Source organism: Nostoc sp. (genome assembly GCF_036919555.1).
Lineage (GTDB): Bacteria > Cyanobacteriota > Cyanobacteriia > Cyanobacteriales > Nostocaceae > Nostoc.
The window spans coordinates 14265-28264 of the sequence record NZ_JBALCS010000009.1 but is presented as its reverse complement, the minus strand read 5'-3'; the positions used below and the strand labels follow the sequence as shown (position 1 = coordinate 28264).

The window sequence follows — 14000 nt, the reverse complement described above, 5'->3', positions numbered from 1 at the left end:
GTGCAATAGGACTTTCATCTGCAATTACTATTTAACTAAAAGGATAAAAAAATGGTTCAAGTTATTCAAGGAAGAGATATAACCTTAGCCCAACTTATTGATGAATTTGGGCTACAACGTGCAGACAACGAACAGTTTTTCTCAGAGTGGCAGCATGATTTACCTGAGTTGAGTGACTTAGAAAAGCAATCTCTCAACGAAGTCAAGGCAGAATATTTGCATTTATCCCGCTACCAAATTTTAGAGCCTGTAGTCAAAATGGTGGTGCTATCTCCACTATTGCGTCTAGCAGGTTTTTATCAACCGCCTTTTTACATTGCGTCGGAACAACAGGTGGAAATTTGTTCTGAAGACGAAGGCACAATTGTTAGAGGACGTATTGATATCTTAGTTTTTAAACCACCATTCTGGGTTCTAGTTGTAGAAGCAAAACGAGCAGATTACTCCTTAGTGCCAGCAATTCCACAAGCATTGGCTTATATGCTAGCGGATGTAAGTTCCGAAAAACCTGTTTTTGGGTTTATCTGCAATGGTAATGAATTTAGATTTATCAAACTGATGAAAGCTGAAACCTCACAATATGCCCTATCTGATTTGTTTGCTTTAGATAGTCGGGATGATATACATACTGTCGTTAAAGTCTTAAAACGCCTAGCTGATTTAATTCGTAATTCGTAATTATTGCGTACATTAATAGTAGTAATCTTGTAGGGTGCGTTATACCCTTGGCTAACGCACCATATCAATACTCTCGGTGCGTTACGCTATCGCTAACACACCCTACCAAACTAGCTTGATTTCATAATTTACGCGATGTGCAACTTATTCTTGGAACCCCGCTTCCATTCCTCTCGCCGTTGGCGTCAGCCTGCCGTTAGGCAAGCGGAGAGAGGCTTTGATTCTTGCACCCCTTACCTAGCAGGGAAGGGGCTGGGGGTTAGGTTTGAAAGAAAGTCGCACACGGCGTTAATTTTGAATTTTGAATGAGTGAATTTTTAATTGTTTATGACCCAGTACCAATATCAAGTCGGTGGTAGTCTGCCTCAAAATGCCCCAACTTATGTTAGACGGCAAGCTGACTATGACCTCTATGAAGGCTTGAAGGCTGGGGATTTTTGTTATGTACTCAATTCCCGGCAGATGGGGAAATCTAGCTTGCGGGTGCAGGTAATGCAGCAGTTGCAAACAGAGGGATTTGCTTGTGCTGTTGTTGATATTACAGCTATTGGGACGGTAGATATTACCCCAGAACAGTGGTATGCCGGGGTGATTGATACTCTAGTGGGAAGTTTGAATCTTTATATAACTTTTGATTTAGATACTTGGTGGACTGATAACGGTTTGCTTTCTCCAGTACAGCGCTTGAGCAAGTTTATTGAAACAATTTTACTAAAAACAATTACTGAAAATATTGTTATTTTTATTGATGAAATTGATAGCGTTCTGAGTCTTTCATTCAATTTGGATGACTTTTTTGCAGTGATTCGAGATTGCTATAACCGACGAGCAGACCATCCTGAATATAATCCTGCGTGTCTTTGGGCGGACCATAGGAAAAGCTCATTCCCATGCAGCCGAGCCCGATCGCCGAGACTTCTAAATTGCTGTTTCCAAGTTTGCGCGTTTGCATTTTGCTTTCTCCTTTGTATCCATCTTGCCATGAGCAAGAACCTCGTCGAAGGCGAAGTTATCAAAAAGCTCGATCAACTCGGGATCACTTATTTTCAGCGTTGATTTGTGGTTTGGAAACAGTTCTTCGTGATTCCGGTGTACTGTTTCAGTAATCCTCAACGGCCGGTCAGATCTGTTTGTCTGGGATTCATTTGTCATCCGATCCTTCCTCTTCTACGGTGCGATCGCTTCACCCACCAATTCTTCATTAGTGAATGGTCCATACATTTCGGCAGTATCAAAGAAGGTAACTCCACGCTCAACTGCGTCTTGGAGTAGAGCGATGCTTTCTCCCTTTTCAAGAGTATGGCTGTAAACACAGTTTAACCCCATGCAGCCCAGCCCGATCGCTGAGACTTCCAAATTACTGTTTCCAAGTTTGCGCTTTTGCATTTTTTGAACTCCTGTCTTTGAATTAAAGGTTGCAACTGTCTTACTTCACGCTCAGAACCGATATTGCTCGTCACTGACCTTTTCCATCCAGTCCACGGGCTTGCCGTCGAGCCATTCCTGAATGGCGATGTGTGTCATGGCTGTGGTTGCTGTGGCACCGTGCCAATGCTTCTCACTCGGCGAGATCCAGATCACGTCTCCCGGCCGAATTTCCTCGATCGGTCCGCCCCAGCGTTGTACAAGGCCGTAGCCCGCCGTCACGATCAGGGTCTGTCCCAATGGGTGGGTTGCTGTCCGAGCGCCGGGCTCGAACGTGACACTGGCGCCAGACGTGCGTGCCGGATCGTGTGCCTCGAACAGGGGATCAATGCGGACAGTGCCGGTAAAATACTCAGTCGGTCCTTTGGCGGAAGGCTGAAAGCCACTTCTTTTGATGTCCATTTTCTTAATTCCTTCACTTGATGTCGTTTTGGTTGCTAGTCCAATCGTAGAGGGGCAAAACCTTGACGCTACCAGTGCTGCTTACCGTGTAGGTTATGATGATGCCTCGCACTTCAACAGGGAGTACAAGCGGCTCTTTGGTGCACCACCGATACGCGATGTGGAGCGGCTGCGAGAAGCTGTTAGGGAGACTGCTAGTTTAGTATGATCTCCTCAAGACGTCCTAATCTTGCAGAAATCGTTTCCACGCAAACATCCTTTAACGTGGGCACTTCAGGAATACGGCAGATTGATCAAGACAGTTCATATTCATGGCTTACCCCATATCCTTACATTTAATGTTAGTGATTTTACCCGTTATTCAGAAATTACGGCTGTTCACCCCACAGACATAACACCGTAAGACACCTTACTCGTATATTTCTTTGAATTTAGTCCCAATTGCTGCTAGTCAAATAAAAATCATCACATGCAGCAATGCAACACCAATATCCAACATCCAAAATCCGAAGCCGACTATAGTATTGGGGAGTTTTTTTTTGCGGGTTTGGCTGCTTTTATATCCAGCAATTGAGCTAATTCGGTTGTATTCAATGACTTGACGAGACTCAAACCAAGGGACTTACTAGAAATACTTTGAGTGTAGGCGGCGTTAAGATAACGGGTGTATTGTGATTTTCCTGCAACATAGGTTTGGAAGAAAGATAAACTCAAAACATTCATGTAACGACGCGCTTGGGAAGCATCACCAATCATATCGGCAGGTAGTGCTATTTGTTGATTTGCAGGGTTGCCATTGCCAATAGTGGAGAAATGGGTGCCACCTACAAGCATGACGAGATACTTTTGTGAATTTGCAAACCAGGAGAAAGGTAAAATTTGCTCGGATAAAGCTGGTGCAACTGTATCATCACTACTGCTGACAATCATCACTGGAGTTTTTGTTTGACTTAAGCCCGCTTTGCCGAAAATAGAGCTAGTAATCGGATTAACTGCGATCGCAGCTTTCACTCTCTCATCCCGCAAGTTATAATCCTTGTCAGACTTGCTGATGCTCAGTTCCAAAGCGCGACACTGGAGCAGTAAAGACATATTCCAGGTATTTTGCAGTGCTGCTGGTTGACAGTCTTGTTTTAGCTGCTGAAAGTTGATTTTAGCACCTGCCAAAGCTAAGGCTGTGTAACCTCCCAAAGATTGACCAAATACTCCGACTTGTTGCAGATTTAACCGATTTTTAAACCGTGAATCAGATTGATTATCTTTTTCCAATTGATTCAATATATATGTCACATCCAAAGGACGGTCTTTAAATTCACTTGGTTCTGCTACTTCAATGGCGTGTCCATTCAACAGAGAATGTAATTGTTTAGCATCACTACCAGGATGATTGGGAACGACGACGGCAAATCCGTAGGAAGCTAGGTGAGTAGCTAAATATTGAAAGTTGCTGCTGTCTAAACCCAAGCCGTGAGAAATCACAATTACGGGTGCAGTCTTCTGGATATTCGGAATGTAAATATCAGTTAATAAAAGCCGATTGCGCGTTGAGTCAAAAAACTTCCGGGTGTATTTTTGCGACTTCAACTTCCCCGGAACCTGCAAATCGGGCAATTGTGAGAAATTTGGTTGTGAAATGGTAGCAGCTTCTATTTTAGACTTTTGGGAAACTGCTGCGATCGCCCGATGGGTTTGATTAACAAGTTTCTCCAATTCCCTAGCTATTTCCAAAGTCTCTGCTACATCAAGGTGAATACTGCTGTTGGGATATTTACGCAACACATTCAAAAGTGTCAAGCCTCCCGATTCCGCAGAGGCTAAAATTAGCGCCGAACGCAAGGCATCAAATTCTGGTTCTGGCTGAGGAGATTTGGTTCTAATCACTTGCGCCAACCGATGTAGCAAAAATTTACCTTGCGGTGTGTAGAGAAGTTGCGAAACTACTGCTGGACTAACTTTCACACGATGAAGTAAAATCCGCCGCAATCCCTGAAGCTTTTCAAGAGGCAGATATTGCTGATACGCTGCCAAATCGTTGTCAATTACACCTGTTTTGGCGTAGTTTTCTAAAGCAGTGACTGAAATGGAAAGCTCTAAAGCTGAATAAGAGGCATAAATCCGCTCTGCTGCCAAGACAGAATTACTAATATCAAATGTTGGCAGCACCATTGAAAAAATCAGCAATAGAGAATTTTTTCTGAGGGTGCTAGCCCAATTACCAAACAAACTATTCATCGCTCAACTGTTTCGGTAGTCTGGTTTTATTAGGTGTTGGCTTTGGTAGTTATTCGGGCACCCTGCTTGGTTTACTTAAGTTATCAAACAGAATTCATGAGTCAGAATTCAGCAATGAATTGTGGATGTAGCTGGCTTCGGATAAAGGGTTTGAATGGGTTTAAAATTTCCACGAAATCTAGTATTTGGTAGTCAAAAAATTTAGTGATTCCCAATTAACTAGTAATTGATTCTGACGCCTCGGCGGAGTGTCTTCGGCTCCGCTCCTGAATTCTGATTTATGAATTTTTATTCAAAGACTTTTTTGGTTGGCTATAAGGTCAACAATTAAATACTACAGAGTCACATATAGCGGTTTTCGACAAGCGTGAGGTACAATTTTGACCTCACTTCTATTCCTCTCTCCTAAAAGGAGAGAGGCTTTGAATTTTTCCCCCTTCCCGCTTCGGGAAGGGGGTTAGGGGGTTATATCTGTTTGCATACCTGTACCTCACCGGATTGAAAATGGCTATAGATAGGTAAAGTATCCATCTTGCAATCGGCTCATCAAATAATTACGAATTACGAATTATTTTGACTCCAGTAGTTTGCCTTCACTATTAAATCATAGCAAATAAAAAATACCCTGCCTCAGTATTTATGTTGTAGCTTTGAATATGGCACGAATTTACTAGATGAAAAACCCAGTAATAATCCTGAAAATCATTTTTATTAATCAGCTTTTCCCAAGGCGATCGCTACTGAACCTGTGACTACTAAACCCGCTCCTAATACTGCTAGAAAAGTCAAGTGTTCTGGTGATGTCCAATCAGGTGCAATAACTGATATAACTGTAACTGATATTAATGTCACAATTGGAGCTAAAGCTAATACTGCACTCACTCGTGATGCTTCCCAATGTTCTAATGATTCGGCAAAAGCACCGTAAGCAATTAAAGTATTTAAAGCACAAAAAACTAATATTCCTAAATGGAAAGTGTCAAGTGTAAAAAGTGATTTAACTCTGGCTAGAGGGGTGAATAATAAAGCACAGCCCCCGTAAATAATCAGCATAATACTAGGGGAAGATAAAGATTGTAATAACTGCTTTTGTGCCAAAGCATAAATAGCCCATGTTGCTGCTCCTAGCACAATCAAAACACTACCTAGTATATATGTGCCATGCGCTGTAATTAAATTTGTTAGTTGTTCCCGAAAAAATAAAAGATAACCGCAAGTCATTACACTTACACCAATCCATTGATGCAGCCGGTAACGTTCTTTAAAAACTACTAACCCTCCTAAACCTAATAAAAGGGTAGATAATTGAACGAGAACTTCAGCATTAGCAGGCGATGTTAGTGCTAAACCTTGCATAAAGAAAAAGTAATTAATCCCTAAGAAAAGTGTAGCGATCGCTAATAACTTCCAAGCAGCAGAACATAATTGTTCTAACTTTGGTAATTTACCGCGTATTACTAAATACGCAGCAAGCAGTAAAAAAGATACCAGAAACCGAAACCAAATGACGGTATAGACATCAAGTACTTGCAGAGTTACCGTCAGAGCAATAGGTAAAATTCCCCACAATAAAACCGTCAACAGCGATAACGCTAGCCCTAAGCGCCACCGACCAGAACTTTGATGTAGTGACATTCTAATATCCTATTAAAGTAGGGCTGATCATAAGTTAAAACATATCTAATTTGCATATCTAAATTTTATCAACCTATTGTGAAGTAAGCATATTAGCAGCCTTAATGCAAGTTAAATATAGAATAGCTTACCTACGTTACTGAATTTATCGTAAATCAAAGGGTTTAAGACCTGTACCATTACACATAGCTTCAATTTCAGTCGAGGTTTAAATTCCGGTCTGAAATTGTCTAAAATGTTTGAATTTTGAATGCGTGAATTTTGAATTTTGAATTGTCACTTGTAGTCCGATGGCGTTTTTTGTTCACATAAAATTTGTAAATTGCATAATTACTTTACACGAATAATAAATTTGAAACTTGCTCACAGATGTATAATTTTTCACGTTGTTATTTTATGAAAAAACTATGGGAATTATACCCATAATAAGCCTAGTAGTCTTTACTACTGGCTTATCAACTTACTTGCTACTGACCTCAAAAGGTCGATTTTTGCTCAAATCTTTGATGACAAAAATAAAGCGCCAAGGCTGGAAATTCAAAGATGGCCAGCCTAACTACCTGAGATCAAGATTTTCAAAGACTATAACAATTGCTGCGATTATTCTGGTAGCAGTAATTGCTGGAAATAGTGTATCAGCGCAGGTTACGGGGTCGCCTCCAGTTTCGCTCAAGAGCGTATCGGTTCCAGAGCCTGACAATCTTGGAGACTTCGTAAAAGACAAAGTAGCTGCAATAAAGTTAGGAAAAACTCTTTTTTGGGATATACAGGTTGGGAGCGACGGACTGACCTCCTGTGCTAGTTGTCACTTCCATGCTGGAGCCGATAATAGATCCAAAAATCAGATCAATCCTGGGCTTTTTCGGGTCAACGCCGATGGTACACCGAATCCAGATACAGCTTTTAATGTAGGTGGCGCACCAAACTACCAGCTCAAGCCGGAAGATTTTCCCTTCCACAAGCTGGCCAGTGATTCTAAAACTGTTCTGTCTGACCGTAACGATGTTAGCTCATCTCAAGGAGCTTTCAATGCGAAGTTTGTTGGTGTCACACCTGGTAGTCCGCAAGACCAAGTAAAAACTGATCCAGATCCGGTGTTTAATGTGGGAGGTACGAATGTGCGCCGCGTCCAGGCGCGCAACACGCCAACCGTGATTAATGCAGCATTCAACTTTCGCAACTTCTTGGACGGAAAGGCGCAAAACATCTTTAATGGGGTGAATCCATTTGGTTTAAGAGATCCTAACGCCTCTGTGGTGAAAGCAAATAACCCAAATCAGCTCGAATTTGTCAAAATCAGCCTGAATAATTCGTCTTTGGCTTCTCAGGCGCTCGGACCGCCACTCAGTTCCACCGAGTTGTCGGCTGATGGTCGCACCTTTCAAGAAATCGGTAATAAGTTCGGGCAAACTAACAAAAGAAAATCTATTACTGGACTGCCGGAAGATGATTTTATGCTCGGACCACTACTCAGTTCCATTCAAGAAATTGATGATAATCTCTCGCAAATTGACAACATAAATTCTATCAGTGGACTGCTGCAAAATGTTCTGTCAATTACGGGTACAAAGCTCCCCCGAGTACTGGGGCAAAAGTTATCTACCCTCAGACCACTAGGCAAACAGGTTGTGCATCCACAAGACAGCGTTTTAGGTGCAAATAGTAGATCGCCTAAACCCGGGCTAAAGGATAAAACCTACCAACAGCTGGTTCAAGATGCCTTTAAGCCGCAGTGGTGGAACTCTAATCGACTCATCCAAGTTGATGCTCAAGGTAGACGGAGTTTTGTCAACAAGGGTGATAACTCTTCCCAAACCAATGAGTACACGCTGTTGGAGTATAACTTCTCGCTATTTTTTGGGCTTGCAGTTCAATTGTACGAGGCTACACTCATTGCCAACGATACGCCCTACGATCGCTTCTTGGAAGGAAACACCAGCGCCCTCACCGCGCAGCAGCAACAAGGGAAGAAACTATTCGAGGGCAAGGGGTGCATCGGTTGCCATAGTGGATTGGAATTAACATCTGCTTCAGTGAGCAGCGTGGCTCAAAACGGACGAATCAGACGTTCACCGTTTGGTACAAAATCACCTGAAGACACTGGCTTCTTCAATATTGGTGTCAGACCTGCCACAGACGATCCCGGTTTGGGTGGTAATGAACCTTTAGGTAATCCACTCTCAGAGGCACGGTTGGCTCAACAGGGGAAATTTAGGAATCTCCTGGGCGTAGACCCTCCTACCCTAACTCCACCATTGAATGTCAGTGAGAGCGTAGTTGCAGACGGAGCCTTCAAAGCACCTGGGCTTCGGAATGTGGAACTCACTGCCCCCTACTTTCACAACGGAGGTCAGGGAACTTTAGAGCAAGTGGTTGATTTTTACAGTCGGGGTGGTGACTTTGGAGGTCTTCCAATATTGAATCTGTCACCAGAGGAAAAACAGCAATTGGTTGCCTTTTTAAAAGGACTTACCGATGAGCGAGTTGTCCATGAGAAAGCACCTTTTGACCACCCGCAACTATTTGTTCCTAATGGACATCCGGGTAACTCTACCTCTGTTACCAATGACGGCACTGGTAATGCTACAGATAGCCTACTGGAAATTCCTGCTGTTGGTAGGTATGGTGGTAGTGGCACTCGAAATTTCCTGAACTAACTAGCAACTTTGGCTACTTATCTTAATTATTAAGCCATTTCTATTGATGGCTTAATAATAAAAACTGAATTTTGTCAACAAACGTGTGTAACCTCTGTAGAAATGCAGGGGTTATAGGTGTATTACGGGCAAAGCTCGACCTAATTCTAGTTGAGCAGCACCAGATCCATAGTATTCACTATTTGGGTTATGGTAATTTGGGTCATGGGAAGCCAACAATGTTAATCTTAGTGGTTTTTTTTTCGGTTTCTGTTTACAATTTCCTCCACATACTGCCTGCGATTTATAGTCCGAAAGTTCCTCCCCAACTGGAGTTTGCAGATTTTTGTCGTCGGCTGCTTTTGCCTTGATTCTGTTTTTATTCATAATAATCTCTTGTTTTTGTGTGTGTGTTAATCTCAAAATCTGAGCAACTCCTGAAAAACAACGGTAGTTGCATCTTATGAGTGAGCAATCGAATTCCGAATCTGAGCAACTCGTCATAACAGAATTACTTGGCGAGACTGGGAACTTGTGTCAGTAACTCACTATTGACTGTGTACTGAATGTATCAACTAACGACAGGATAATCAAGAGTTCATACAAAAGAATGTAAAGCAACTTCCTTCTTCGCATTTTTCCCACCTTTTGTTATTGTGGAAACCCCCACTTCTTATAACTGGTTCTCGTGGCCGTGGGGTCGAATCCCAATTCTTTTCTATCCCCCTTGCTAGAAAGCCCCTGCTACCCTGCCATAAAAGCGATGGTATATTTTTTTACTTGGAAGTCCCTAATTAAATGCTCCTTCTTCAGTAAAGAATAAACAAAGATCAATTCATCCTCATGACAAGTCAAAGATATAACCTTTGAAAGGTGCAAAACCAGCCCAAGAATTTGTATAAATAATGGGGTATTAAAAACACAGCAAAGTTATGAATAGCACACAAGCTCCTCTAAGAGATGAAATTCGAGAACTTGCTGAGAAAGCTTTTCACCAAAAGCTGATCTCTGGGCATGGTGATGGCCCAGACATAAATGAGTATCAAATTGTCTACCAAGGCAAACCCAGGCATCTCCCACTAGAACAAGCACGTTTTTTCTTAACTAACTTGCTTTACAGAAGTCGCATTCATTAGGACTTGCCATCAGATATCTAATCGTAGTTACCTAGAGTTAATACCAATCATTCACGATCGCACGATAAATTCCTGATCGGCAATTAGCAAGATAGTCAACAATGCCTCTAGAAAATCTCTCTAGAGGCAGTTGTCTTTATGGATTTTATTAAGTAAATTTTCTCGGAAAAATCTTTTGGTTTGATTGCGATGTCTAACGACAAGCCGCTTTGCGTCTACGCAAGCTTTAATACTACTTTCTATCAAATAATCTACCAAAAGGGTGTTTGGATAGTTTGAATTGTCATGGTTTAGTGAAATTTATTAACTTAAATTTAGGAGAGATCATTGTGGAAAGTAATACCAAAGGGCAGTTGATAATTATTGGAGGAGCTGAAGACAAGGAAGGAGATTGCCAAATTTTGCGGGACTTTGTGCGACGCGCTGGGGGTACGAAGGCGTACATTGTAATTATTACAGCGGCGACAGAATTACCAAGAGAAGTGGGAGAAAATTATATCAGAGTATTTGAGCGGCTGGGAGCCGAGAATGTTCGCATTATTGATACAGAAACCCGCGAAGATGCATCTTCATCTACCGCATTAGAAGCTATTAATAAAGCGACTGGAGTATTTTTTACTGGGGGAAACCAGGCTCGGATTACCAGCATCCTCAAGGACACTGAAATAGATACAGCGATTCACAAACGGTTCTCTGAAGGTATAGTTATCGCAGGCACAAGTGCCGGAGCTGCCGTGATGCCAGACGTCATGATTGTGGAAGGCGACTCAGAAACACATCCTCGGATTGAAACTGTGGAAATGGGTCCAGGTCTTGGTTTCCTACCAGGAGTGGTAATCGACCAGCATTTTTCTCAGCGCGGACGCTTGGGACGCTTAATTTCAGCTTTGATACTACAGCCTGCTGTTTTGGGATTCGGTATTGACGAAAATACCGCTATGGTAGTGGCAAATAACCAAGTTGAAGTGATTGGCCTAGGTGCGGTTACGATTGTTGATGAATCAGAGGGTACATATAACAATATGGGCGAAATTTTGAAGGATGAGGCTTTGGCGATTTGCGGAGCAAAGCTTCATATTTTGCCACATGGTTTCAAATTTGACTTGAAAACTCGTCAACCTATCCTAAATAATCGCTCTCGGGCAAATGGCTCTGTACCTGTTAGTTTAATCAGCACTTAAGTTTTAGCAGGTGCTGTTTAAATTGAATAAATAATTAATACTTGTACATTAGTGACATTTGTCTCTTGAATATCCTCCCAAGTACTCTCAGAAATAGGGGACATAATCTCGCTTTTTCAGGAGGAAAGGGGGGATTAATTATTAATACTACTTTCAGCAAACTCCTATAACTCGGTTTTTGAATAAAAACATAAAATCAAAGAAAGTCTGCCTTTTAAAGTTAATAAACTTCTCCTGCATAAGGCAGAAGCAGCAAAGCTTCGATAGTAAAAGTTTATTAAGATATTGCAACAGCGATCGCAGATGATGACAAGAGTTATTAGATTTGCGATCGCCACTCATAACTTGTTTTCAGGGTGCTAATCTATCAACTTCTGGCCAATAGAGTATTGTTACTCAAAGATTATGTTAAATTTGTACCCTCAGAATGAGCCTCTTCAACCTATAGCAGGAGTGTCATGTTCCATTAAGCGCCTACTATGAATAACTAAGAAATCAAATCGTAGTATATCTGCCTTTCAAATTATGGACTGGAAGTACAGGTGGAAAAATGGCTATCGACCAAGCCGAGATGAAGCGGCAAAAAATCCTCATTTGTTAGATGAGAGTCAGTTCGAGAACGAGCAAGACCGAAAGCTAGCTGAAGAATCTGCAAGGAAGCATTTGGGCGTACCGGCACCAACTTTAGACGAACAGCAGTCTATATTACCTCATGCTGCGCCTAATAAATAGGTTTAATACTAAGGAACGCGGATTTAATAAAATACAAAACCTCACCTCCAACCCCTCTTCGTGAGTTCGGAGAGGCGAGACTTTGACAAAAGTCAAAGGCGGGGTGAGGTTAAAAACCATATTTGGACGTTATTTAATTCACATTCCTAAGACATAGGCAAAAACGCTTATGTACGCTCTGTACCATTATAAAGTTAGACAAAATGCAGATTTCTCAACTTTTCAATCGATTAAACAATAGGAAATTTACTAAGTTACTCACTCAAACAGTAGCTTTAGGCGTAAGCACTATTGTTCTATTCTCAAGTACTAATGCCAATGCTGCCGAGCAAGTTGTTTTAAAGTATGGTACTTTTCAGGGGCAAATATCTGTTCAAGAATTAAGCCAGTTTACAGAAACTGGTAAGACTACCCCGACGTTAAGGGCTTATTTGCAGGCAGCCCAACAAGACCCCGCACTAGCTCGTAAGGCACTGAAAGCCCCCATAAAAGCCGATCCCGCCTTTTTAAATAGCTTGCTGTCTAGCTGGGCAGGGCCGATTTTGGTTGACCAAATTGGTGAAGTAGTTCATCCTCCCGCAGGACAACTAGATCAGCAGGCCCTGCAAAGCGCTTTAAGTGCATCTATTAAACAAAAGGGTGAAGTTACTCTGCTTGGAGCGATTCAGAATTATCCAAATACTTCTGTTGAACTTGAAGGCGATCGCCTTATCGCTGTTTATCAACGCCTAAGCAATCTTGCAGAACTCTTATGAAGGCTAGGTTAGAGACAATACAGTTATCATCAGATGATTGCTTTAGTGTCTCAATAGTTATAAATTTAAGTCATGATCAGGATTAAGTCAATACTGATGAGTCTATCTTAGGGTTCATACCTTGTTACTTAGAAATTCTCTAATCTAAATGTAGAGTTGAGTTTAAGAATAGGGAAAAGATTTTTATGACAACCGATGTTTCTAGAGATATTAAGAAGAATGTTAATGGGTCACTGATAACTGGTGTTCTCCTGAGTATTTTGGGGGTTATTGCGATCGCAGCGCCTAATTTCACTACCATATTCACCGAAACTTGGATTGCAGCGATTTTGATTTTCGCCGGATTTACAAAACTAGTTTATGCCACTCAAACCCGCGATCGAGGTGGTTTTATTTGGAAACTTCTCTTGAGCGGACTCTATATTGCAACTGGTATAATGCTGTTTGTTTACCCTTATACAGGTGTTCTCACACTGACTCTGTTGCTTGGCACCTTTTTACTGACTGAAGGCACATTTGAGTTAATTCTGGCATTCCAGTTACGTCCGCAAGCGAACTGGACGTGGATACTAAGTAATGGCATTATTACGCTGGTCTTAGGTGCAATGATTTGGTTTCAGTGGCCTTTCAATGCGCCTTGGTTGCTGGGGACACTAGTTGGTATCAGCATTATTTTCACTGGCGTTTCACGCGTCATGTTCTCATTGAATGCGCGTTCTACCTTGAATCCTTCTGACCAAACTGCTTAGGAATAAGAATTAAATAACATATAATTTATGTCCCTGGCTTACCTCACCCTCAATCCCTCTCCTTATAAAGGAGAGGGAAGCTGGAGACAGGATGAAGTTTTGCATTTTATTTAATCCACATTCGTTAGTACAGCATTTCATTAATCCCTAGCGAATTAAATTGGGCAATATGTTGCAATGCTAAACCATAGCAATGCATTGTTAATCCGTCTTTTTGCATTGACATTGCCTCTCAATGCAATGTTAATGCGTTCCCCCGCATTAAAAAACTACGCTTTTACGCAAAACTGTACTTAGTAGATGGGGAATAGGAAATAGCAATTATTACTGCCCCATGCCCCATGCCCAATGCCCCATGCCCAATGCCCAATGCCCAATGCCCCATGCCCAATGCCCAATGCCCAAACTTCGAGAGTGAAAGTTTACAAGACATTGCAGC

13 protein-coding genes and 2 pseudogenes are annotated in these 14000 nt (G+C 41.8%); 9 read left to right on the top strand and 6 right to left on the bottom strand.

The window, feature by feature from the left end:
* The first annotated feature begins 51 nt into the window (after window positions 1-51).
* A complete protein-coding gene (locus tag V7K36_RS03680; protein ID WP_335113302.1) occupies window positions 52-678 on the top strand; it encodes a type I restriction endonuclease in 627 nt (208 codons plus the stop codon).
* 327 nt (window positions 679-1005) lie between these two features.
* Window positions 1006-1581 (top strand): annotated as a pseudogene (locus V7K36_RS03675) (AAA-like domain-containing protein); the annotation flags it as partial.
* Between the two features lie 264 nt (window positions 1582-1845).
* Here V7K36_RS03675 and V7K36_RS03670 read toward each other — a convergent pair.
* Together V7K36_RS03670 and V7K36_RS03665 are read right to left on the bottom strand one after the other, a co-directional pair.
* Window positions 1846-2064 carry an aldo/keto reductase gene (locus V7K36_RS03670; RefSeq protein WP_335113301.1) on the bottom strand — a complete coding sequence of 73 codons (219 nt, stop codon included), beginning with the start codon at window positions 2062-2064 and terminating at the stop codon, window positions 1846-1848.
* Window positions 2065-2115: 51 nt separating this feature from the next.
* Window positions 2116-2505: a (R)-mandelonitrile lyase gene (locus tag V7K36_RS03665; protein WP_335113299.1), complete on the bottom strand. Its 390-nt coding sequence runs from the start codon at window positions 2503-2505 to the stop codon at window positions 2116-2118.
* A 52-nt stretch (window positions 2506-2557) separates the two neighbouring features.
* On the opposite strand from V7K36_RS03665, the pseudogene V7K36_RS03660 reads away from it, so the two are divergent.
* Window positions 2558-2713: pseudogene (locus V7K36_RS03660) on the top strand (AraC family transcriptional regulator CmrA); the annotation flags it as partial.
* Window positions 2714-3021: 308 nt separating this feature from the next.
* Here V7K36_RS03660 and V7K36_RS03655 read toward each other — a convergent pair.
* Together V7K36_RS03655 and V7K36_RS03650 are read right to left on the bottom strand one after the other, a co-directional pair.
* Window positions 3022-4737: an alpha/beta hydrolase gene (locus V7K36_RS03655; RefSeq protein WP_335113295.1), complete on the bottom strand. Its 1716-nt coding sequence runs from the start codon at window positions 4735-4737 to the stop codon at window positions 3022-3024.
* Between the two features lie 711 nt (window positions 4738-5448).
* The gene (locus V7K36_RS03650; protein WP_335113293.1) at window positions 5449-6372 is read right to left on the bottom strand and encodes a DMT family transporter; all 924 of its coding nucleotides are present in this window, start codon (window positions 6370-6372) and stop codon (window positions 5449-5451) included.
* 506 nt (window positions 6373-6878) lie between these two features.
* Between V7K36_RS03650 and V7K36_RS03645 the strand changes: the two genes are divergently transcribed.
* Window positions 6879-9029, top strand: a complete 2151-nt coding sequence (locus V7K36_RS03645) for a cytochrome-c peroxidase (protein WP_335113292.1) — start codon at window positions 6879-6881, stop codon at window positions 9027-9029.
* Between the two features lie 111 nt (window positions 9030-9140).
* On the opposite strand, the gene V7K36_RS03640 is transcribed toward V7K36_RS03645, so the two are convergent.
* Entirely contained in the window at window positions 9141-9395 is a 255-nt protein-coding gene (locus tag V7K36_RS03640; RefSeq protein WP_335113290.1) for a hypothetical protein, read from the bottom strand.
* A gap of 545 nt (window positions 9396-9940) precedes the next feature.
* On the opposite strand from V7K36_RS03640, the gene V7K36_RS03635 reads away from it, so the two are divergent.
* The 5 genes from V7K36_RS03635 to V7K36_RS03615 all read left to right on the top strand — a co-directional run bounded on the left by V7K36_RS03635 (window position 9941) and on the right by V7K36_RS03615 (window position 13561).
* Entirely contained in the window at window positions 9941-10144 is a 204-nt protein-coding gene (locus V7K36_RS03635) for a hypothetical protein (protein ID WP_334833029.1), read from the top strand.
* 326 nt (window positions 10145-10470) lie between these two features.
* A complete protein-coding gene (locus V7K36_RS03630; protein WP_335113335.1) occupies window positions 10471-11325 on the top strand; it encodes a cyanophycinase in 855 nt (284 codons plus the stop codon).
* Window positions 11326-11850: 525 nt separating this feature from the next.
* Window positions 11851-12057, top strand: coding sequence for a bromodomain-containing protein (locus tag V7K36_RS03625; protein ID WP_334833027.1), 207 nt, complete (start codon window positions 11851-11853; stop codon window positions 12055-12057).
* 203 nt (window positions 12058-12260) lie between these two features.
* Entirely contained in the window at window positions 12261-12812 is a 552-nt protein-coding gene (locus V7K36_RS03620; RefSeq protein WP_334939563.1) for an alpha/beta hydrolase, read from the top strand.
* Between the two features lie 185 nt (window positions 12813-12997).
* The gene (locus V7K36_RS03615; protein WP_335113288.1) at window positions 12998-13561 is read left to right on the top strand and encodes an HdeD family acid-resistance protein; all 564 of its coding nucleotides are present in this window, start codon (window positions 12998-13000) and stop codon (window positions 13559-13561) included.
* A 277-nt stretch (window positions 13562-13838) separates the two neighbouring features.
* Here the strand turns inward: V7K36_RS03615 and V7K36_RS03610 are convergent, their stop codons facing one another.
* Entirely contained in the window at window positions 13839-13994 is a 156-nt protein-coding gene (locus tag V7K36_RS03610; protein WP_335113285.1) for a hypothetical protein, read from the bottom strand.
* Window positions 13995-14000: the final 6 nt, after the last annotated feature.

Bases quoted from the DNA above. Each gene is read 5' to 3' on its own strand.
- V7K36_RS03625 (WP_334833027.1), top strand. From the start codon at position 11,851: ATGGACTGGAAGTACAGGTGGAAAAATGGCTATCGACCAAGCCGAGAT.
- V7K36_RS03640 (WP_335113290.1), bottom strand. From the start codon at position 9,395: ATGAATAAAAACAGAATCAAGGCAAAAGCAGCCGACGACAAAAATCTG.
- V7K36_RS03620 (WP_334939563.1), top strand. From the start codon at position 12,261: ATGCAGATTTCTCAACTTTTCAATCGATTAAACAATAGGAAATTTACT.
- V7K36_RS03680 (WP_335113302.1), top strand. From the start codon at position 52: ATGGTTCAAGTTATTCAAGGAAGAGATATAACCTTAGCCCAACTTATT.
- V7K36_RS03655 (WP_335113295.1), bottom strand. From the start codon at position 4,737: ATGAATAGTTTGTTTGGTAATTGGGCTAGCACCCTCAGAAAAAATTCT.
- V7K36_RS03650 (WP_335113293.1), bottom strand. From the start codon at position 6,372: ATGTCACTACATCAAAGTTCTGGTCGGTGGCGCTTAGGGCTAGCGTTA.
- V7K36_RS03670 (WP_335113301.1), bottom strand. From the start codon at position 2,064: ATGCAAAAGCGCAAACTTGGAAACAGTAATTTGGAAGTCTCAGCGATC.
- V7K36_RS03610 (WP_335113285.1), bottom strand. From the start codon at position 13,994: ATGTCTTGTAAACTTTCACTCTCGAAGTTTGGGCATTGGGCATTGGGC.
- V7K36_RS03645 (WP_335113292.1), top strand. From the start codon at position 6,879: ATGACAAAAATAAAGCGCCAAGGCTGGAAATTCAAAGATGGCCAGCCT.
- V7K36_RS03665 (WP_335113299.1), bottom strand. From the start codon at position 2,505: ATGGACATCAAAAGAAGTGGCTTTCAGCCTTCCGCCAAAGGACCGACT.
- V7K36_RS03635 (WP_334833029.1), top strand. From the start codon at position 9,941: ATGAATAGCACACAAGCTCCTCTAAGAGATGAAATTCGAGAACTTGCT.
- V7K36_RS03615 (WP_335113288.1), top strand. From the start codon at position 12,998: ATGACAACCGATGTTTCTAGAGATATTAAGAAGAATGTTAATGGGTCA.